The organism is Pseudoalteromonas phenolica (assembly GCF_001444405.1).
Taxonomy (GTDB): Bacteria; Pseudomonadota; Gammaproteobacteria; order Enterobacterales; family Alteromonadaceae; genus Pseudoalteromonas; species Pseudoalteromonas phenolica.
In genome coordinates, this window is the sequence record NZ_CP013187.1 from 1,578,778 (window position 1) to 1,598,660 (window position 19,883).

Genomic DNA, 19,883 nt, shown 5'->3' on the forward strand with positions numbered 1-19,883 from the left:
CTTGGCTTTTTTGTTTTCGTAGCAAGTCACTCTATTTGTCATACTGTTTTAGCTTCACTTGGAATTGTTCAATTCCTTCTTTGCCTTTATACATTTTCACAAGTAAATAATCGTATTCCGGTGCAAACCAAGCAGTTGCTTGTCTTTTGTTATTATCATAAAGACGTTTTACTCTGATCGTTTCAACATTGCCAATTGGCAGTGTGATGGTTTCTTTTCCATCGATTTCAAAATTATAGTTACGTTGGTTGCCGTTTTTATCGATTATAGGATAGCTAAATTTTGTTTTACCTGCTTTTAAATCATGGCGGAGTTGAAGCTGATAGGTGAGTAAATCTTTTTGCTCTGCTTTCCAATCGACTTTTAAAGGATTTTTCTTTTTACTTGAGAATATCTGTTTTTTGTTTTGATCGAACACAAGATTGTACTGTTTGTCTGGTCCTGTACCTGTTCGAGACATTGAATATTCTAGTGGGATAGCTTGATTATTGCTTACTTTGAACTTCGCGCGCTCATTTCTCTCATCAGAAAAAATCATCCACTCAATATCGCTTTGATAAGTGAGTATAAAAGTATTGTCAGTATTCTTTGTTAATTCACGAAGTGCACTGCCTTGAACTGAACCTTTACGGCTAACTTCATATTCTGCACGGTAGGGAGTAAGCGTGTCGGCTAAAACCGATGTTGAGAAAATAGCGCTTAGTGTAATAAACCAAGCGCTAATATATTTATTCTGGGTAGTGCGCGCCTTGCGGAGGAAGGGGTTGATTGTCAAAAACGGCATAGTCTGCCTCCATTGTTAGTCTCTGTTCGCTGAACCATTGGACCGCCAAAGGATAGATTATATGTTCTTGTTCGTGAACCCGCTGGGCAAGTGAATCTGCTGTATCATCCGCTAAAATTGGCACTTTAGCTTGTAAAACAACAGGTCCACCGTCTAATTCTTCTGTTACAAAGTGGACACTTACGCCATGCACGTCGTCTTTTGCATCTATTGCTCTTTGGTGGGTATTCAGCCCTTGATACTTAGGCAACAAAGAAGGATGAATGTTCAACATTTTTCCTTTAAATTTTTGCACTAAGCTAGGAGTAAGAATACGCATAAATCCGGCTAATACAACTAGATCTGGGTCAAAAGAGTCAATTAATTGTGCAAGTTGTGCATCATAGTCTTCGCGTGATGAGAAATCTTTGTGGCTAAGAACACAGGTTTCAATGCCTGCGTTCTCTGCGCGTGTTAGGCCGTAAGCATCGGCCTTATTGCTGATAACAGACACAACTTCACCACCGATTTGCTTACTTTGGCAAGCATCCATAATGGCTTGCAGGTTTGACCCGCTGCCTGAAATCAAAACAACAATACGCGATGCTGACATTACTCAGCACCACCAATGATTTCTACTTGTTCTTCACCGGCTGCTGCAGTTTGAATTTCACCGATGTGCCACGCGTCTTCACCTTGTGCTTTTAAGATCTCAAGGCTCTGCTCAAGTTTATCAGCAGGAACAACTAGGATCATACCAACACCACAGTTGAAAGTACGGTACATTTCGTGTGTTTCAATGTTACCGTTTTCTTGTAGCCAGTTGAACACTGCAGGCCATTGCCAGCTATCACCTTTAACAACTGCTTTTGCTGATTCAGGTAATACGCGCGGAATGTTTTCCCAGAAACCACCACCAGTGATGTGAGAAAGGGCATGTACATCTACGTCTTTCAGTAGCTCTAGGATAGACTTAACGTAGATACGCGTAGGTTCCATTAGGTGTTCACCTAATGTTTTGCCTTCGAATTCAGAGTTTGTATCAGCGCCTGATACTTCTAGTACTTTACGAATAAGCGAGTAACCGTTTGAATGAGGGCCGCTTGAAGCAAGTGCGATTAGCTGATCACCCGCAGCAACTTTAGTACCGTCAATGATTTTTGATTTCTCTACAACACCAGTACAGAAGCCAGCCATGTCATAGTCATCGCCTTCGTACATACCCGGCATTTCAGCAGTTTCACCACCGATGAGTGCACAGCCAGAAAGCTCACAGCCTTTACCAATGCCTGTTACTACGTCAGCAGCAACGTCAACGTCTAGTTTGCCTGTCGCATAGTAGTCAAGGAAAAATAGCGGCTCAGCACCTTGAACGATAAGGTCGTTTACACACATTGCAACTAGATCGATACCAACTGTGTCGTGCTTTTTAAGATCGATAGCAAGGCGAAGCTTTGTACCAACACCATCTGTGCCAGCAACTAATACAGGCTCTTTGTAACCAGTTGGAAGTTCGCATAGTGCACCAAAACCACCGATGCCACCCATTACTTCTGGGCGACGAGTTTTTTTCACTACGCCTTTAATGCGTTCAACTAGTGCGTTACCCGCATCAATATCAACGCCAGCGTCTTTGTAGCTAAGAGACTGTTTATTCTCGCTCACAGGTTTTCCTCAAATTTGCTAATAGGGGTTGCTTAGAAACGCGCGTATTTTACAACAATTGCTTAGGTGGGGCTAGTTGAATCTAAGTGGTAAGGACAGATATCCTTCTCAAATAAAATACGCAGCTAATTATGCTGCGTATTTTTAAAACAATATGTGCTTAATATTCTGTATTAAGCTTCGGCGAGGATTATCGCACGAAGTGGGGCAGGGTAACCTTCAATGGTTTTAGTTGGGTCGTTCGGATCAAGAAAATCAGCCAGAGATTCTGTTTCCATCCACTCTGTGCGTCTTTGTTCATCTAATGAAGTCACATCTTCATTTACAACTCGAATATTCTTGAAACCGACACGCTCAAGCCATAGAGTTAATGCCGCTGTACTAGGAATAAACCAGACGTTACGCATTTTTGCATAGCGATCTGTAGGTACTAATACAGTATGTACATCGCCTTCAACTACCAGTGTTTCTAATACTAGCTCGCCGCCTTTGCGTAATTGGGCTTTCAACTGTGCCAGAAAATCAATCGGAGAGCGTCTGTGGTATAAAACACCCATTGAAAAAACCGTATCAAAGGCTTTTAGCTCTGGTAGTTGCTCAACACCTAACGGTAATAGGTGAACATTATCATCTTGATTGAAATGTTTTATTGCTTGGAATTGCGATAAAAACAGATCTGACGGATCAATACCAACGACAAATTCAGCTCCTGCACCTTTCATACGCCATAAATGATAACCTGAACCACAACCTATATCTAAAACAGTACGTCCGTGAAGTGGACTGATATGCTCAACTAAGCGATCCCATTTCCAATCGCTGCGCCACTCAGTATCAATGTGAATACCATGAATATGAAAAGGGCCCTTGCGCCATGGCATCATGCGCTTTAATAAGTGCGTAAGTTGTTTTGTGTGGCCTTCAGATAGCTCTGTCTCTAAACCAAACTCTACTTTATCTGAAGTATTGATATGGTTTGTGTTTGATTCAGGAAGGTTCTTGAGTACCTTTTCCCATTTTGGCCAATCACCATGTTGAGCTTCTTTTTGCCAGTGGGTTAATTGTGCAGGCAGCGTATCTAACCAGTGACTAAGCGGACCTTTAGCAATGGCCGCGTAAAAATCTGTAAACCAAGTATTCATTTAAATTCCGTTATTTAATCGCGATCATTGAGCAGAAGTTGAAACATTGATACCAAACCTGAGTTTGGCCAAAGCCAATTTCAGATAAGCGCGTAAGATGAGTGCTCAGTAAATCAGTGCGCATCACATTTTCAATTGCGGTGCGTTTTTGGCTTATTTCTAATTCTGAATAGCCATTATGTCGTTTAAAGTCATGGTGTAAGTCGATGAGTAAATTATCAACAAGTTCATTTTCCCCTCGAAATTTTTCGCTAAGAAGGAGCACACCGCCAGGTTTTAGACTATTGTAAATTTTTTCAAGTAATGCATGGCGTTGCTCTGGTGGAATAAACTGTAAAGTAAAGTTCATTGCTACTACGCTGGCATTTTCAAGATTAACATCATTAATGTCTGCTAGGTTTACTTCTACAGGTACATCTGATTTAAAGCCTTGTAGGTGAAGTTTGCAGCGTTCGACCATAGGCGCTGAATTATCAATTGCGACTATTTTACAATTTTCTTTCTCGATATTGCGTCGCATACTCAACGTCACAGCACCAAGAGAACAGCCTAGATCATACAGGTTCGAGTTGCTCTGCGCGTATTGACCTGCTAATTTTCCCATAGTGCTAACAATAGTTGCATAGCCAGGAACTGAACGCTGGATCATATCTGGGAATACTTCGACGACATTTGCATCGAAGGAGAAGTCTTTGACCTCAACTTGATTGGCGTAAATACTGTCTTTGCCAGTCACGGTTTGTCTCTCATTACAAATAATTGCAGTATTTTAGCATTTTATATAAATTAATCAGGGATAATTTGTAAGAAGAATGTATGTTTTTGAAACTTAAATGAAATATATTCTTAATATTTTGTTTTAAAACACATCACCATGGATTATGCTGTTAAACAAAAGAACTATAAAGTTGTAAGTTCAGCCAAACGAAAGGATTGGAATATGTTTTTCCTTAAATTATGCGATTTTTTTCATAAATTTCGTTCATTGTATATTGCATTGTGGTTATTAGTAATTTCCACTATTTTCGCCTGTACCTATCTAGCAGTAGTAAAAGATCAAACAGAGACGCTCGGAGTAATGATAATTTGCCTAATTATGACTTGGCCTTTGTCCAAGATTTCGCAATTGAATAAGAGCCGATATAAATAATCAACTCTGAAACGAAAATTCCTAGCAAAAATAATGTGTGACTGATATTTGTAGAAATTGAAGATTACCTCTAAAGTTTACTAAGCACTTGTAATAATAGGTTTGTGAGTAAAGTAGCTAAATTCGTAATATGTGTAACTGATATTACATATTTGTTGTAAGTTGATTGCTTGTCACATATCTTATGCACGAGTTCGGTTAATTAATAAAGAGAAAAAAATGGCGAGAAACAAAGTGATTAGCACAGAAGATATTTTATCAACCCTGTGCCACTCGGTGACCGAAGTTTTGTCCTCAGCTAGTGGCAATCAAATTTCATATTCGGCAATGGTACAAAAAATCACGCGTACATGCATGCGACCAGACATTGGTTGTTTTGTATTGTTTGATGGGGGGTTTACTGGCCTTGTTGTAATGAACTTTACGCAACAAGCTGCAATGGAGATTTATCAGGATTACATGCGCAACATGGGAATGCCTGAAGAAGAAATAGCGCAAAGCCACTTGTCTGATGACGTATCAAACGTATTGGGTGAGTTAATGAACCAAATGGTCGGTGATTTTACCGGTAAAGTTCGCGAACAATTACACACTTCTATTACACAAAATCAGCCTAAGATGATGGCGATAAACAAACAGGTACAAATATCTGTTGATACTACGATGGATCGACCACAAGCTCGTCGTGTAACTTTTACGACGCAAAATCAAAATATTTTCTATCTTGAACTAGCGATGGATAAGACTGAGTTTATAAAGCTACATGATTTTGACATTGCTGAATCTGTAGACCCTGACTCAATTATTGAAAGTCAAGCCAAGGCAAATAAAGATAAAAAAGATAACTCTAAAACAAAAGCAGCTGCCAACAATGATGTAAGCGATGATGCTGATGATGATTTTTTAGCTGAGCTAGGTTTATAAGAAACAAAAAAGTTTCAATAGAAAAGCAGGTTAAGCCTGCTTTTTTTATGCTTAATAAAAACTGAGTTGCTCTTGCTGAAGTACTAAAAATAACCTCAACTCAAGTTCAAGCTGGTGGTATTCAGGTTCCATATGGCAACAGAGGTTATAAAAACTTTTATTGTGTTCTTTTTCTTTGAAGTGTGCTAATTCATGTACAACTAACGCTTTTAAAATTGGCTGAGGTGCTAAACGAAGTTGATCAGCAATGGCGATTTCATGTTTGGCTTTTAATTTACCACCATGCTGTTGTCGTTTAAAAGTATGTGTGCCAAGTGCATTTTTTACTAAATCTTTCTGCTTTTTATATTGTACTTGCTGCAATTTAGGGGCGTTCTTCAAATACCTCTGCTTTAGCTCATTTGTGAATTCAAAAAGTAATTTATCGTTTTTAAGTGAATGGCCGACTGGGTATTTATTTTTGAAAAACGTCAGTAGCTTATTGTTACTGATAAGCATATCAACTTGCGCTTGAATATTTTCAGGGTAATGGCTGAAGTAGTGTGTGTAAGGGTGGGGCACTGGCAGTTCTCTTTCCTAATTTGATCCAATTCTAAAACAATGAGTTTTGCTTTGCTTCTTTTTCAGCAGGAAATGGCAAACTGACATTATGATCGAGACCTAAATCAGCAATAAACTGCCTAGCTAGTAGTGGTGCGTCATAATTATCGGCAGTATGGAAAAACACATAGGGTGTTTTGCCTTCTTCAAGCCACAAACGAATTTTATTTAACCAAGGTTTGTAAAATGCTCTATTGTCTTTAAGGTTTGATGTGCCGACATATCTGATTATAGGTGCATTGCTGGTGGCAATTACGTGTAGTGGTACTTTAGGTTTTTTAGCCTGAGCATCTATGACGGCTTCTGTGTTTGGTATTTCACTAAAAAGAGGACGTGTATCCATCATGATGCGGTTGTAATTATGTTTCATTAAGAATTGGTTATAACTGCGTTCATTGTTGCCTTTATCAAAAAAGCCTAAATGCCTTACTTCAACGCCAAGATTCAGCTCCTCTGGTAATAAAGCACAGAATTTTTCAATGCGATGCAAATATTCGGGTGAACATGACTTGGGAAGCTGTAGCATTACTTGCCCGATTTTTGGGAAAAGCGGGCTAAACAAATCAAGCCAAACTTTTAAGTCATCTTGGCAATATTGTAACGCCATGTCATGGCTAAAGCGTCTCGGTATCTTAAAGGTAAATTTAAAATCCTCGGGCACTGCCTGATACCATTTTTTTATGGTGTCAGGTTTGGGGTCGGCATAAAAACTGGTGTTACCCTCAACGGTGTTAAAAATTTGGCCATATTCTGAGAGCATATTGCTTGGCGCACAGTTAGACGAAAAAAAACGACCTTTCCAGTGAGTGCTACTCCATTGTGGACAACCTAAATAAAGCATATTTTTGAATAAATGACTTAATCTGAGCACGAGAGTGTAGCAAATAGGTGCATTAGTTGGAAAATTTACAAACTAATGCGAAAGCTAGGCACTTCAAGGATGACATTAACAGCGATTTTTATATAATTGGAGCAATTTTTTCATTAAACGAAGTTCAGCACTAAGCTTGCTGAACAAACAGGAATGCTATGCGCTCTATATACTGCGGAAATTTAAACAGCAGCCATGTTGGTCAAGAAGTAGAACTATGTGGTTGGATCAACAAACGTCGTGACTTAGGTGGTCTAATTTTCATCGACTTACGTGACCGTGAAGGGTTAGTTCAGGTGGTATTTGACCCTGAAGTTGAAGGTCTGATGGATGTGGCGAATACGTTACGTCAAGAGTTCTGTGTAAAAGTAACGGGTACTGTACGTGCGCGTCCTGAAAGCCAAATTAACAAAGATATGGCAACGGGTGAAGTTGAAATTTTAGGCACAGGTTTAACGGTAATTAACCGTTCTGAACCATTACCGTTAGACTTTAACCAGCAAAACTCTGAAGAGCGTCGTTTAAAGTATCGCTATTTAGATCTTCGTCGCCTTGAAATGTCAGACAGAATTAAGCTTCGTGCTAAAGCAAGCAGCTTTGTGCGTCGTTTCTTAGACACAAATGACTTCTTAGACATCGAAACTCCAGTGCTTACTAAAGCAACGCCAGAAGGTGCGCGTGACTATTTAGTACCAAGTCGTGTGCATAAAGGCAGCTTTTATGCGTTACCTCAGTCTCCTCAGCTATTCAAACAATTACTGATGATGTCTGGTTTTGACCGCTACTACCAAATCGTTAAGTGTTTCCGTGATGAAGATTTACGTGCTGATCGTCAGCCTGAATTTACACAAATCGATTTAGAAACGTCATTTATGACGTCTGCTCAAGTTCGTGAAGTTACAGAACGTTTAATTCGTGAAATGTGGCAAGAGCTTCTAGACGTAGATTTAGGAACTTTCCCTACAATGCCTTACAGCGAAGCGATGAGTCGTTTTGGTTCAGACAAGCCAGACCTGCGTAACCCGTTAGAGCTTGTTGATGTGGCTGACATTGTCAAAGATGTAGAGTTCAAAGTATTAGCTGCCCCTGCAAACGATGAAAAAGGTCGTGTTGCAGTTTTAACTGTACCAGGCGGTGCAAAACTGTCTCGCAAGCAAATTGATGAATACACAAAGTTTGTAGGTATCTACGGTGCGAAAGGTCTGGCTTGGATGAAAGTCAATGACCGCGATGCAGGCGTTGAAGGTGTTCAATCTCCAATTGCTAAATTCTTAAATGAAGAAGTGATTAATTCACTGCTTGAGCGCACAAATGCACAAACTGGCGACATCATCCTGTTTGGTGCTGATAAGCGTAATGTTGTAAATGAAGCGATGGGCGCGTTACGTCTGAAAGTGGGTTTAGACCTTGAACTGACAGATCTAAATAAATGGGCACCATTATGGGTTGTAGACTTCCCGATGTTCGAAGAAGACGACGAAGGAAACCTACATGCTGTACACCACCCATTTACTGCACCAAAAGACATTACTGCAGCAGAACTTGAAGCTAACCCAGCTGCGGCTATTAGCGATGCATACGACATGGTACTGAATGGCTATGAAGTAGGTGGTGGTTCTGTTCGTATTCACAATAACGATATGCAACAAGCTGCATTCCGCATTCTAGGTATTGAAGAACAAGAGCAAGAAGATAAGTTTGGTTTCTTACTTGATGCACTTAAGTACGGTACACCACCGCATGCTGGTCTTGCATTCGGTCTTGACCGTCTAGTTATGTTACTTTGCGGTACAGACAACATTCGTGATGTGATTGCATTCCCAAAAACAACGCAGGCATCTTGTTTAATGACTAATGCACCAAGTGTTGCAAACCCAGATGCATTAACTGAACTTGCAATTTCAGTTGAAAAGGCACAAGAAGAACAAAACGACGCTTAATCGTTGTTTTAACCAAGAGAGCGGCCAATTGGTCGCTTTTTTTGTACCTGAGATTTTTGAATAGGTTTAAAACTAATTTTGACTAGTTCGTCTAACAAATTCTTTAAGTTATGAGTTTAGATGAGTAGTAATTACGTGAAGAGTTGTAGCTGTGATTTATGATTTACGACGTATACAGCCACTAATTGAATTAGCGACTGTATTAAAAAGCTTAAACCAACTCGATAGGTTGGATTTTTACTGAGTTATCCTCTTCTTCCTGAGCCATTACAGGTTCTTTAAACTCAGGTTTATCAAGGGCAATATCACCGCCGTCAATTACTTCGCCTGTTTGCAGGTTTTTAAAATCAAACAATTCACCATCTGCTAAATGCGAAGGTACCACGTTTTGCATCGCAGTGAAGATACTTTCAATACGACCTGGGTTTGATTTATTCCACTCATGTAACATGGCTTTAACGTGTTTGCGCTGAAGATTTTCTTGAGAGCCACATAAGTTACAAGGAATTATTGGGAATGCTTGTGCTGTTGCGTACTGTTCAATATCAGCTTCTTTACAGTAAGCTAGAGGGCGGATCACCATATGTTGTCCGTCGTCACTCATGAGTTTAGCTGGCATGCCTTTTAACTTACCGCCGTAGAACATGTTTAAAAACATGGTTTCAATCATGTCATCGCGGTGGTGACCGAGGGCGATTTTAGTCGCGCCCATTTCTTTTGCTGTGCGATACAAAATGCCGCGGCGGAGACGTGAGCATAGTGAGCAAGTTGTTTTACCTTCAGGGATCTTATCTTTTACAATGCTATAAGTGTCTTCTTCAACGATTTTATATTCGATGCCTAGACCATCTAAATATTCAGGCAAAATATGCTCTGGGAAGCCCGGCTGCTTTTGATCAAGGTTGATTGCAAACACGTCAAATTTAATAGGGGCAACGCGTTGAAGGTGCTGAAGCACATCTAACAGGGTGTAGCTATCTTTACCGCCAGAAAGGCAAACCATGACACGATCACCTTCTTCGATCATGTTGAAATCACCAATAGCTTGACCAGCTAATCGACGCAGACGCTTTTGAAGTTTATTCAGGTTATAAGCGGTTTTGGCTTCTTTTGAGTGAGACACTCGGCCCCCTATTTAAATGACGGAAAAAATAAGGGCGCATTATACCCAAACCACCTTAAATTGCACGTCTAAGGTGGTTTGGCACAGTATAATTAACCTTCTAATGGGCTTTTATATCCATCAGGTTTGAGTGCTAAAACATCGCAATCTAAACTATCGATAACGTGCTCTGCTGTATTCCCGACTAATGCTGCGCTTAGGCCAGTTCTGCCAACAGTGCCAATTACTACTAATTCAGACTTAAACTCTTTTGCGACATATGGAATTACATCTTCCGGCAAACCTTCCTTGATAACACATTGACCGCGTTCTAAAGAAAACTTCTCAGCCAAAGCATAAGTTTCATCTTCATGATGTTTTTTAACAGCTTCATTATATTGAGAAGGGTTAAATTCTGGTATTTCAATCGCAATATTTACAGGCGTAGCAGGGTACGTGTTCACAATGCTGAGATTGGCGTTTGCTATTTGGCAAATGAATTTAGCATCTGTGATAATTCTATTGTTAAGTGCTTGATGTTGTTCATTATCAGAAGCTGCATTCACGGCAGCAAGCACATGTCCTTGCTCTGGCCAAGCATGGTCTTTAACAAGCAGCACAGGTGCAGGGCACTTACGGATAAGGTGCCAATCAGTGGGCGTAAAAATAACAGATTTTAACGTATCATGCTGATGAGTACTTTTTACAACTAAGTCGAAATCACTGTTAATCACGTTTTTGATGATGGCTTCAAATGGACGGTTATGCCAAACTACTTTTTTGTTAATTTCTATATCAACAAAGGAAGCTGTTAACTCATCTAGCCATGCTTCTCTGTCTTTAATTACAGCGTCTCGCATAGCATCACGCTCTTCTTTAGAGAGCATAGTAGTCATTTCATAGGAAAAGTCGTAAATAGAAAGGAAAGCGGTGATCTTGGCGCCAGTTTTTTTTGCTAAACTGACCGAGCGTTGCAAACTATGTTGTTGTTCTTTGGTCGGGTCTACAACTGCTAATATGTGTTTAATTTGGTCCATGGAGTTCACCTTTTTTGGCTAAATTGTACACTTTTAGTGTAACGCATCTAGCCAAAGGTGAAAGTATAAAGGCTTTAAAAGTTGTACTAGATCAACAACTAATTGCAGCCGTTTTAGCCAAACCTGGTATGTCTAAAATGGTAATAAATTTACCTTCAACTTTAATTATTTCAGCTTTTTGGAAACGACTTAAAAGGCGGCTGATGGTTTCAACCGTTAGGCCTAAGTAATTACCAATTTCACCGCGTGTCATGGTGAAACGAAATTCTTTTCGAGAAAAGCCACGCTCGCCAAAACGATTAGATAAATTATAAATGAAAGTTGCCAAGCGCTCTTCAGCTGTTTTTTTGTTTAACAGTAATAGCATTTCTTGATCGTAATTGATCTCATTGCTCATCAGACGCATGATTTGTTGACGAAGTTTGGGTAATTTGCCAGCTAACTCATCTAGCGTATCAAATGGTATTTCACAGACCATTGATGTCTCAAGCGCTTGCGCAAAGCTTTGATGCTGCATCTTGTTAATGGCGTCGAATCCAACTAGATCACCTGCTAAATGGAATCCTGTGATTTGTTCATCACCTTGCTCAGAAAGTGTGTAGGATTTAAACGAACCAGATCTTACAGCGAAGATAGAGTTTAGCGCATTACCCGATTCGAATAGGAAGTCACCTTTGTGAAGCGGCTTTTTACGCTCAATGATTTCATCTAGTTTGTCCATTTCACTACCATTCAGAGAGAATGGTAAGCATAACTGACTGATACTGCAGTTATTACAACTGATAGTACAGTTACCTTTAGAACGGTTTTGATTGCTTAAATCCATAATAAATCCATTAAAATTAGACGCATGACATAGATTAATGTACTAATTTATCAGTTGCAATGATTAGTAGATAGAATCCATACCATACAAAAATACTGCCTAGCGCTAATCTTACCAGATTGTGATTTAAAAAGCGGCTAAGATGTTGGGCTGATTGCCCAATGGTTAGCATAGCTGGTAAAGTACCCAAGGCGAATGCCATCATAATGCTTGCGCCATGTAATGCTGACTTTGCTTGTAAAGTCCAAATCAAAGCTGAATAAACCAAGCCACAGGGTAGCCAGCCCCATAACATGCCATAACCAAATGCTTTCTTTAAATTATCAACGGGCAAGAAAAATTTATTGAATTTGACGATGTGTTTCCAGAGTAGGGTTTTACCCATGCTTTCGACAAATTTGAGAGTGTTAGCTAGGCGCATTACGTAAAGCGCAAGTAAGATCATAAATATCCCACTAAAAATTTTAACGCCTAGGGCAAAGTGGGTGTTTTGTTTGGCAAAACTCGCACCTAGGGTCGCGACCAGCATACCGGCAATACAGTAACTCGAAATACGGCCAAAATTATATGCTAGACTAACTTTGATAGCTGACAGGTTTTTACTTGCAAGCTGCAGACTAGAAGCAACACCACCACACATGACAATGCAGTGGCCGCTACCAACTAGGCCCATAATAAATGCACTGAATAAACTAATCTCGTTCATTACTGCTTTTAGAGTGCTTGTCTTTGTCGTCTTCGAATAAAATACTGTGACCTTGCTTATTTAAATCTGAAAATTGTTCACTTCTTACAGCCCAGAAGAAAATGCCAATTGCAATGATCACAAACAGAATCGCAATTGGGATTAATATATAAATGATACTCATAGTTTTAATAACCTTAGAGAGTTACAAATGACCACAATCGAGCTTGTTGTCATACCAATCACGGCTATCCAAGGCGGAATTAAGCCAAATGCAGCAAGTGGAAGAATAGACCCGTTATAGCATAGTGAAATAGCTAAGTTTTGCTTAACTATACGACGAGTGGTAATTGCGACTGCTCTCAACGTGTTAATTGAATTTAAATCGCTCTTCAGCAGCACGACATCGGCGGTATTTTTTGAAATATCCGCGCCTGTTTCCATTGCCACAGAGAGATGGGCACTGTTAAACACCGGGCTGTCATTAACACCATCGCCGATCATGGCAACTACTTCGTTGATTTTTGACCAAGACTCAACGGCTTTTTGCTTTTCTTTTGGTGAGCAGTTTGATTGGAAACTATCTAATTTGAGCTGTTTTGATAAGGTTTCACCGGCACTTGAACTATCACCTGTTAACATATGGCAAGTTAAACCAGAGTCTTTTAGGTGCTCAATAACACTTGATGCATTACTTCTGACTTTATCTGTGAGATAAAAATCAGCAATCGGCTCTTGATTGATAAATAATGTAGCCTGAGCTTGACTGTCTCTTACTCCAAACCAGCCAGTTTTACCAAGTGAAAGCTCGTTTGTATCAAGTTTGGCACTGATCCCAATACCAGGGTGAACAGTCACGTCCTCAAGCTCGTGATACTCAGAAGCATGTTCTAAAAAGGCAGCAGCAATAGGGTGCTCAGAGTATTTTTCTAAACTTGCACTTAGGGCGAGTACTTTTTCTTCTGTGAAATCAGATGAAAAAAGCGCTGTTTTTGCAATTGAAAACTTACCTTCCGTAAGTGTGCCTGTTTTATCAAACGCGACACGAGTTAATTTAGTCAGTGTTTCTAGTACATGTGCCTCTTTGATTAATATACCTTTTTTGGTTAACGTGGCCACAGCACAAGTTAACGCGGTGGGAATAGCCAAACTAAGCGCGCACGGGCAGGTAGCAACAAGCACAGCAATTGTGACCCAAAATGCTTGTTCAGGATCAATCTGATACCAGCCAATCGCGGTCATTGAAGCAAATACGAGTAAGCACGCGACAAACCACTGCGCCACTTTATCAGTCACCTCAACCAGTTTTGGTCTTTTGCTTAACGCATTATGTTGCAAACGAATGATTTGATTCAGGAGGGTATTTTGACCAATTTTGTTGATTTCAATGGTCATTAGACCATCATGATTTACAGTACCAGCGAAGACTTGGCTATTTAGTTGTTTTTTTACAGGCAGATGCTCACCGGTCATCATAGACTCATCAACCGTACTGCTGCCATCGATGACAATACCATCTGCTGCAATGGTTTCACCTGCTTTGATAAGTACTCTGTCATTTAATTTTAGATTACGTGCAGCGATGACATCTTCAGTTCCATCGTCTAATAGCTTTCTGGCTGTTAAAGGTAAAAGTTTTTGTAGGTTTGCAGTGAATTCGGATGCTTTAAGTCGAGCCCTAAACTCAAGATATTTGCCCAGCAAGAGCAAAAAGGTAAACATACAAATAGATTCGAAATAAACTTCACCAACTTCCATGACAGTCGCGTATGAACTGGCACCATAAGCACCAAATATAGCCAGCGAGACAGGTAGATCCATGTTTAACTGTTTAGCTTTTAGGCCATTGACTGCATTGGTTAAGAAGGGGAGAGCTGAGTAGAGGATCACAGGCGTAGCCAAAACAAGGCTGATCCATCTGAAATATTGTTCGAAGTCTTCTTCCATGCCAGAAAACATGCCAAAGTACATCGCAAAAGCGAACATCATGACTTGCATTGTCATTAGTCCAGCAACACCTAGCCTTCTGATGTAAGCTTTTGCAGTGGCTTGTTTTTGCGCGGCTTCATCATCAGCTTGGAAAGGGTAAGCTTTATAACCAATTTCCATTAATGCTTTGATGATTTCACTGAGCAAGACTTTGTCTTTATTCCACAAAATCATTGCTCGATAAGTCGATGTATTTACATCAACACGGGCAACGCCTGGCAGCGCTAAGAGTTGCTTTTCTATCAGCCATGCACACGCTGCACAGCTGATCCCTTCAACACTTAACAGCACCTCAGATAAGTCACCTTGATGAGTGACAAAGTCATCTTGAATTTCTTGATTATCATAACTTTTTATAAAATTAAGCTGTTCAGGCACTAAGGTTTCAACCTTGCCTGCACTATCAGTTCTGAACTTATAATAGTCGGTCATGCCTTGACTAATGATGGTTTCAGCGACCGCTTTACAGCCTATACAACACACTGCTTCATTTTTTCCCTCAAACTCTATATGGTCGTCGAAACCGGCAGGGATTGGCTCTAAGCAATGAAAACAAGAATTAGACATAAAGATTTACTTCAGAGATTTATTGTATTCAGGTGATACTTCAAGTGTTTCAGTCGTTGGGATTAAAAGGTCTTCTTTCATTTTCCAACTGCCGTCCATAGGCTCAATAAATATGGTGTAAGCGCCTAATTGGATATCTTCAAGAATAGCAGTGAAACTACCGTTTGCATTGGCAAGTAGGTTAACTTCAAAATCATGTTTTTTAATTGTGCGGTGATAAAAAGATGCTTTGAGAGCAGTAACTTTACTAAAATCACCTTTGGTAAATTTAAATTCGACGAAATCACTTTCGACGTTTAAATCACCATGAAGATATAAGGCTTTTGCTTTGTTGAATTTACTTAATTCAAGGTCAATTGCTTTACCTTTTTTATAATAATCATCTACCACCATATCTGGGCCATTACCAACCGCAAATACAACTAGACCAATACATGCAACAATGGTTGCGACAGGAAAGAACATTAAAAACCAAGGCCAAAAATGCTTATACCAAGGGGTAGGTTTCATAGTGTGCTCATAGCTAAAAAACAGTGCTGATATAGTATCTTATTTGCCTATAAAAACCTAAAAAAAAGCCTCCAAATGGAGGCTTTTTTGATCTCAAATAATCTTCGCTATTCGCTTATTTATTCTGAGATAAGCTATATACATATGCTGTAAGTAAGTGAACTTTGTCTTCACCAAGAATATCTTTCCAAGCCGGCATTACACCAGCACGGCCATTGATTAATGTTTCTTCAACTGCACGTTGAGAACCACCATATAGCCAGATATTGTCAGTTAGGTTAGGCGCACCGAAAGGATTGTTGTTAGCAACAGAACCTTTACCGTCCATACCGTGACATGCTGCACACATTGCAAACTTAGCTTGACCTGCTTGAGCGTCTTTTGCATTCACTTTACGACCTGAAAGGCTTAATACGTAAGCTGTCATTTCTTTAATGCCTTGCTCACCCAATGCACTTTCCCAACCTGGCATCGCAGCTACACGACCGTGAAGAAGTGTTGCTTTGATTTGATCAGGGTTGCCACCGTATAGCCAATCGTTGTCAGTTAGGTTAGGGAAGCCCATACCACCACGTGCATCAGAGCCGTGACACTGAGAACAGTTTTGCGCATATAAACGTTGACCAATCTCAAGTGCTTCTTCGTTCGTTGCAAGTGTTTCGATGTCTTGCTTTGCAAACGCTTGGAAAATAGGACCAAAACGCTCATCAGCTGCAACATACTCTTGGTCTAACTGAACCCATTCACCATTGGCTTTAGCTTCTTCAATCGCCTTTTTAGACTCTTCCATTGAAGTTACGCCTTGGTTAGAACTTGTCCATTTTAGGAAACCTTGAAAGTTACCTAAACCAGGATACATAGCTAAGTAGTAAACTGACCAAACAAAAGTTGCGAAGAATAGGTAAGTCCACCACTTTGGCAGTGGATTGTTTAATTCTTCGATTCCGTCAAACTCGTGGCCACAGCTTTCACCTTCTTTAACACCTGTGTAGTTTTTCAGGTTCCATAGAAGTAAGCCGAAGATTAGAGCTAGACACGCTACGGTCAATACGATGACCCAAATACTCCAAAAGCTAGTCATTTTTCAGACTCCTTTTCCTCATTAGAGATTGTGTTGTTGTGCTTCTTTTCATCTTCAAAGATGGCATTAGCAGCATCGTCGAAACGATTTTTTGTACGCTTGCTATACGCCCACACAACAATCACAACAAATAGTACCAAAATTACCAGAGTCAAAATGCCTCTGTATGTGCCGTAATCCATAATAAATTACTTCAAGTGAGTGCCAAGTTGCTGCAAGTAAGCAATAAGGGCTTGCATTTCTGTCTTGCCTTTAACTGCTTCTGCTGCGCCTGCAATGTCTTCATCGGTGTATGGCACGCCAAACCCTTTGAATACTTCAAGCTTCTTAGCTGTGTCTTTACCATCTAGTACATTTTCATCTAACCAAGGATAAGCTGGCATGTTTGACTCAGGAACCACTGAACGCGGGTCCATTAAGTGTGCATAATGCCAGTCATCAGAGTAACGCTCACCAACGCGAGCTAGGTCAGGACCAGTACGCTTAGAACCCCACTGGAACGGGTGATCCCAAACAGATTCACCAGCTACAGAGTAGTGACCATAACGTTCAACTTCGTCACGGAAAGGACGGATCATTTGTGAGTGACAGTTGTAACAACCTTCACGCACATAAATATCACGACCTTCCATTTCTAAAGCTGTAAGAGGGCGTAGGCCATCGACAGGTTTAGTCGTATCGTCTTGGAACATCAGTGGTGTAATTTCTACAAGTGCACCAAAGCTGATTGCGAAAACAGTTAGGATCGCCATAAGGCCAACGTTCTTTTCGACAATCTCATGTTTGTTGGTAGAGTTATTATTGCTCATACATTACACCCCACTTAAGCCATTTGAGTATTAGCGTCGGCAGTTAAAGAACCGCTCTTCGCTGCAACTGTACGGTAAACGTTATATGCCATAACTAACATACCCGCTACGATGAATACACCACCAATAAATCGCATGATGTAGAAAGGCTTAGATGCTTCAAGAGATTGCACGAAGCTATACATTAACGTACCGTCAGAGTTAACTGCACGCCACATTAGACCTTGCATTACACCTGAGATCCACATAGCTACGATGTATAGAACTACACCCACAGTGTGTAACCAGAAATGCGTGTTAACTAACTTAACGCTGTACATGTTACCGTGACCAAATAGTGCAGGGATTAGGTGATAAATTGCACCGATAGAAATCATAGCAACCCAACCAAGTGCACCAGAGTGTACGTGACCAACTGTCCAGTCAGTGTAGTGTGATAATGCGTTCACAGACTTGATAGCCATCATTGGGCCTTCGAACGTTGACATACCGTAGAAAGACAGTGAAACAACTAAGAAACGAAGAACAGGATCAGTACGTAGTTTGTGCCATGCGCCAGATAGCGTCATGATACCGTTAATCATACCACCCCAAGATGGAACGAATAAGATTACAGACATAACCATACCTAATGACTGAGTCCAGTCAGGTAATGCTGTGTAATGAAGGTGGTGAGGACCAGCCCAGATATAAAGAGAAACAAGTGCCCAGAAGTGAACTACTGATAAACGGTAAGAGTAAACAGGACGACCTGCTTGTTTTGGTACGAAGTAATACATCATACCTAAGAAACCAGCTGTAAGTAGGAAACCTACTGCGTTGTGACCGTACCACCATTGAACCATTGCGTCTACTGCACCCGCGTAAATTGAATAAGATTTACCCAGAGATACAGGAACCGCCATGCTGTTAACGATGTGAAGAACAGCAACAGTAATGATGAAACCAGCGTAGAACCAGTTAGCTACGTAGATGTGTGATACTTTACGCTTGATAAGAGTACCGAAGAATACGACTGCATAGCTTACCCAAACTACCGCGATAGCGATATCGATTGGCCACTCAAGCTCAGCATATTCTTTACCGCTTGTATAACCAAGAGGAAGAGTGATAGCTGCAGCTAAGATGATAGCTTGCCAACCCCAGAAGGTGAAAGCGGCTAGTTTGTCAGAGAAAAGGCGCGTTTGACATGTGCGTTGAACAACATAGTAAGATGTTGCAAATAGCGCACTAGTACCAAATGCGAAGATAACAGCGTTCGTGTGTAACGGACGAAGTCGAGAGTACGTTAACCATGGAGTGTCAAAGTTCAAAGCTGGCCAAGCAAGCTGTGCTGCAATAAGCACACCTACACCCATACCAACAATGCCCCAAATCACTGTCATGATAGCGAATTGGCGTACAACCGTGTAGTTGTACTCAGATTGTGATGCTACTGATTGGCTCATTTTCTGGATTCCGCTGCAATTGTTGCGATTAGAAATGAATTACCTGCAAGCAGGCCCTATTATTTATTTCACAAACTCGTCATAAAAACGTTTGAAATTTGATAAAAACGCTTAAAAAACAAGCTCGAGAAACCCTTTTTTTTGCATGGTAATAGTAATTTTTTTGCAAAAAAAAAGATACCTAAAAGAAGTGAAATCATGACATCAATCAATTTTTTGCAGTTATCGCAAATAATGACGGCTTCTAGTAGCGTTCAATTTTAGAAAAGCTTAGACTTGCCCTTTAAAATCCAACCTAAAACTAGTATGACAAAGACTTTTAATCACTTCTTTATATTGGTTTTGAGCCTGTTAGCAATTGCTTGTTCAGACTCAGATACAATTATACATGAAAGTTCAGAAAAAAGTGAAAGTTATCTTCCTCCTCAAAACTGCATTGACGTTTCAACCTGTCATTTAGCGGATGGTGTTACACTTTGGGTCAATGATAACTTGAGGTTAAAAGCAGAATCTGAGTTTTTAATTCGTCTTCGAGTAGAGCAAGGAAGGTCCTTTGAGATCAGGAGTGCCAAAATTGACGGCAAGTCAATGAATATGGGCTATATTCCATTATTCTTCTCTCAAATAAATAACGATACGTACATAACTCAGGGGATTGTTGGCGCATGTGATACCGACGATATGGTCTGGCAAGTCGTTATTGATTATTCAATTGATGACGTTATAAAGCAAGTTAGCCTTACATTACCAATGATTTGAGCATTTAAGCAGTAA

At 40.2% G+C, this 19,883-nt stretch carries 21 protein-coding genes; 3 read left to right on the forward strand and 18 right to left on the reverse strand.

Going from position 1 to position 19,883, the window contains the following annotated elements:
- Positions 1 to 31: 31 nt before the first annotated feature.
- The 5 genes from PP2015_RS06940 to cmoA all read right to left on the reverse strand — a co-directional run bounded on the left by PP2015_RS06940 (position 32) and on the right by cmoA (position 4,306).
- On the reverse strand, positions 32 to 784 hold the full coding sequence (locus PP2015_RS06940) for a DUF3108 domain-containing protein (RefSeq protein WP_083496539.1): 753 nt from the start codon (positions 782 to 784) through the stop codon (positions 32 to 34).
- Positions 729 to 1,376, reverse strand: a complete 648-nt coding sequence (gene purN / locus PP2015_RS06945) for a phosphoribosylglycinamide formyltransferase (RefSeq protein ID WP_058029575.1) — start codon at positions 1,374 to 1,376, stop codon at positions 729 to 731. Before purN ends, PP2015_RS06940 begins: the two co-directional genes overlap by 56 nt.
- On the reverse strand, positions 1,376 to 2,428 hold the full coding sequence (gene purM, locus PP2015_RS06950; protein ID WP_058029576.1) for a phosphoribosylformylglycinamidine cyclo-ligase: 1,053 nt from the start codon (positions 2,426 to 2,428) through the stop codon (positions 1,376 to 1,378). Before purM ends, purN begins: the two co-directional genes overlap by 1 nt.
- 173 nt (positions 2,429 to 2,601) lie before the next feature.
- Complete coding sequence (gene cmoB, locus PP2015_RS06955) at positions 2,602 to 3,570, reverse strand: tRNA 5-methoxyuridine(34)/uridine 5-oxyacetic acid(34) synthase CmoB (RefSeq protein WP_058029577.1); 969 nt, start codon at positions 3,568 to 3,570, stop codon at positions 2,602 to 2,604.
- A 10-nt stretch (positions 3,571 to 3,580) separates the two neighbouring features.
- Entirely contained in the window at positions 3,581 to 4,306 is a 726-nt protein-coding gene (gene cmoA, locus PP2015_RS06960) for a carboxy-S-adenosyl-L-methionine synthase CmoA (protein WP_058029578.1), read from the reverse strand.
- A 633-nt stretch (positions 4,307 to 4,939) separates the two neighbouring features.
- On the opposite strand from cmoA, the gene PP2015_RS06965 reads away from it, so the two are divergent.
- Positions 4,940 to 5,644 (forward strand): DUF3334 family protein, encoded by a 705-nt coding sequence (locus PP2015_RS06965; protein WP_058029579.1) that lies wholly within the window; start codon positions 4,940 to 4,942, stop codon positions 5,642 to 5,644.
- Positions 5,645 to 5,695: 51 nt separating this feature from the next.
- Here the strand turns inward: PP2015_RS06965 and PP2015_RS06970 are convergent, their stop codons facing one another.
- On the reverse strand, positions 5,696 to 6,205 hold the full coding sequence (locus PP2015_RS06970; protein WP_058029580.1) for a M48 metallopeptidase family protein: 510 nt from the start codon (positions 6,203 to 6,205) through the stop codon (positions 5,696 to 5,698).
- A gap of 31 nt (positions 6,206 to 6,236) precedes the next feature.
- Complete coding sequence (locus PP2015_RS06975; RefSeq protein ID WP_058029581.1) at positions 6,237 to 7,085, reverse strand: DUF72 domain-containing protein; 849 nt, start codon at positions 7,083 to 7,085, stop codon at positions 6,237 to 6,239.
- Positions 7,086 to 7,273: 188 nt separating this feature from the next.
- Between PP2015_RS06975 and aspS the strand changes: the two genes are divergently transcribed.
- Positions 7,274 to 9,055 (forward strand): aspartate--tRNA ligase, encoded by a 1,782-nt coding sequence (aspS, locus tag PP2015_RS06980; protein ID WP_058029582.1) that lies wholly within the window; start codon positions 7,274 to 7,276, stop codon positions 9,053 to 9,055.
- A gap of 211 nt (positions 9,056 to 9,266) precedes the next feature.
- On the opposite strand, the gene ttcA is transcribed toward aspS, so the two are convergent.
- From ttcA to ccoN, 11 genes are all read right to left on the reverse strand, one after another.
- The gene (gene ttcA / locus PP2015_RS06985) at positions 9,267 to 10,178 is read right to left on the reverse strand and encodes a tRNA 2-thiocytidine(32) synthetase TtcA (protein WP_058029583.1); all 912 of its coding nucleotides are present in this window, start codon (positions 10,176 to 10,178) and stop codon (positions 9,267 to 9,269) included.
- A gap of 92 nt (positions 10,179 to 10,270) precedes the next feature.
- Positions 10,271 to 11,194: a universal stress protein UspE gene (gene uspE / locus PP2015_RS06990; RefSeq protein ID WP_058029584.1), complete on the reverse strand. Its 924-nt coding sequence runs from the start codon at positions 11,192 to 11,194 to the stop codon at positions 10,271 to 10,273.
- 91 nt (positions 11,195 to 11,285) lie between these two features.
- A complete protein-coding gene (locus PP2015_RS06995) occupies positions 11,286 to 12,020 on the reverse strand; it encodes an FNR family transcription factor (protein WP_058029585.1) in 735 nt (244 codons plus the stop codon).
- 34 nt (positions 12,021 to 12,054) lie between these two features.
- Complete coding sequence (locus PP2015_RS07000) at positions 12,055 to 12,726, reverse strand: sulfite exporter TauE/SafE family protein (protein WP_058029586.1); 672 nt, start codon at positions 12,724 to 12,726, stop codon at positions 12,055 to 12,057.
- Positions 12,713 to 12,889 carry a cbb3-type cytochrome oxidase assembly protein CcoS gene (gene ccoS / locus PP2015_RS07005; RefSeq protein ID WP_058029587.1) on the reverse strand — a complete coding sequence of 59 codons (177 nt, stop codon included), beginning with the start codon at positions 12,887 to 12,889 and terminating at the stop codon, positions 12,713 to 12,715. The genes PP2015_RS07000 and ccoS overlap by 14 nt, the downstream gene beginning before the upstream one ends.
- On the reverse strand, positions 12,886 to 15,261 hold the full coding sequence (locus tag PP2015_RS07010; protein ID WP_058029588.1) for a heavy metal translocating P-type ATPase: 2,376 nt from the start codon (positions 15,259 to 15,261) through the stop codon (positions 12,886 to 12,888). Before PP2015_RS07010 ends, ccoS begins: the two co-directional genes overlap by 4 nt.
- Before the next feature lie 6 nt (positions 15,262 to 15,267).
- Positions 15,268 to 15,771, reverse strand: a complete 504-nt coding sequence (locus PP2015_RS07015; protein WP_058029589.1) for a FixH family protein — start codon at positions 15,769 to 15,771, stop codon at positions 15,268 to 15,270.
- 115 nt (positions 15,772 to 15,886) lie between these two features.
- On the reverse strand, positions 15,887 to 16,852 hold the full coding sequence (ccoP, locus tag PP2015_RS07020) for a cytochrome-c oxidase, cbb3-type subunit III (protein WP_058029590.1): 966 nt from the start codon (positions 16,850 to 16,852) through the stop codon (positions 15,887 to 15,889).
- On the reverse strand, positions 16,849 to 17,034 hold the full coding sequence (locus PP2015_RS07025; RefSeq protein WP_058029591.1) for a cbb3-type cytochrome oxidase subunit 3: 186 nt from the start codon (positions 17,032 to 17,034) through the stop codon (positions 16,849 to 16,851). The genes ccoP and PP2015_RS07025 overlap by 4 nt, the downstream gene beginning before the upstream one ends.
- A gap of 6 nt (positions 17,035 to 17,040) precedes the next feature.
- Positions 17,041 to 17,661, reverse strand: a complete 621-nt coding sequence (ccoO, locus tag PP2015_RS07030) for a cytochrome-c oxidase, cbb3-type subunit II (RefSeq protein ID WP_058029592.1) — start codon at positions 17,659 to 17,661, stop codon at positions 17,041 to 17,043.
- Positions 17,662 to 17,675: 14 nt separating this feature from the next.
- The gene (gene ccoN / locus PP2015_RS07035; RefSeq protein WP_058029593.1) at positions 17,676 to 19,109 is read right to left on the reverse strand and encodes a cytochrome-c oxidase, cbb3-type subunit I; all 1,434 of its coding nucleotides are present in this window, start codon (positions 19,107 to 19,109) and stop codon (positions 17,676 to 17,678) included.
- A 306-nt stretch (positions 19,110 to 19,415) separates the two neighbouring features.
- Between ccoN and PP2015_RS07040 the strand changes: the two genes are divergently transcribed.
- Entirely contained in the window at positions 19,416 to 19,868 is a 453-nt protein-coding gene (locus PP2015_RS07040) for a hypothetical protein (RefSeq protein ID WP_157599074.1), read from the forward strand.
- Positions 19,869 to 19,883 lie beyond the last annotated feature (15 nt).

Bases quoted from the DNA above. Each gene is read 5' to 3' on its own strand.
- ccoS (WP_058029587.1), bottom strand. From the start codon at position 12,889: ATGAGTATCATTTATATATTAATCCCAATTGCGATTCTGTTTGTGATC.
- ccoN (WP_058029593.1), bottom strand. From the start codon at position 19,109: ATGAGCCAATCAGTAGCATCACAATCTGAGTACAACTACACGGTTGTA.
- aspS (WP_058029582.1), top strand. From the start codon at position 7,274: ATGCGCTCTATATACTGCGGAAATTTAAACAGCAGCCATGTTGGTCAA.
- cmoB (WP_058029577.1), bottom strand. From the start codon at position 3,570: ATGAATACTTGGTTTACAGATTTTTACGCGGCCATTGCTAAAGGTCCG.
- PP2015_RS07000 (WP_058029586.1), bottom strand. From the start codon at position 12,726: ATGAACGAGATTAGTTTATTCAGTGCATTTATTATGGGCCTAGTTGGT.
- PP2015_RS06940 (WP_083496539.1), bottom strand. From the start codon at position 784: ATGCCGTTTTTGACAATCAACCCCTTCCTCCGCAAGGCGCGCACTACC.
- PP2015_RS06995 (WP_058029585.1), bottom strand. From the start codon at position 12,020: ATGGATTTAAGCAATCAAAACCGTTCTAAAGGTAACTGTACTATCAGT.
- PP2015_RS07010 (WP_058029588.1), bottom strand. From the start codon at position 15,261: ATGTCTAATTCTTGTTTTCATTGCTTAGAGCCAATCCCTGCCGGTTTC.
- PP2015_RS07015 (WP_058029589.1), bottom strand. From the start codon at position 15,771: ATGAAACCTACCCCTTGGTATAAGCATTTTTGGCCTTGGTTTTTAATG.
- purN (WP_058029575.1), bottom strand. From the start codon at position 1,376: ATGTCAGCATCGCGTATTGTTGTTTTGATTTCAGGCAGCGGGTCAAAC.
- PP2015_RS07025 (WP_058029591.1), bottom strand. From the start codon at position 17,034: ATGGATTACGGCACATACAGAGGCATTTTGACTCTGGTAATTTTGGTA.
- ccoO (WP_058029592.1), bottom strand. From the start codon at position 17,661: ATGAGCAATAATAACTCTACCAACAAACATGAGATTGTCGAAAAGAAC.
- ccoP (WP_058029590.1), bottom strand. From the start codon at position 16,852: ATGACTAGCTTTTGGAGTATTTGGGTCATCGTATTGACCGTAGCGTGT.
- PP2015_RS06965 (WP_058029579.1), top strand. From the start codon at position 4,940: ATGGCGAGAAACAAAGTGATTAGCACAGAAGATATTTTATCAACCCTG.
- PP2015_RS07040 (WP_157599074.1), top strand. From the start codon at position 19,416: ATGACAAAGACTTTTAATCACTTCTTTATATTGGTTTTGAGCCTGTTA.
- uspE (WP_058029584.1), bottom strand. From the start codon at position 11,194: ATGGACCAAATTAAACACATATTAGCAGTTGTAGACCCGACCAAAGAA.
- PP2015_RS06975 (WP_058029581.1), bottom strand. From the start codon at position 7,085: ATGCTTTATTTAGGTTGTCCACAATGGAGTAGCACTCACTGGAAAGGT.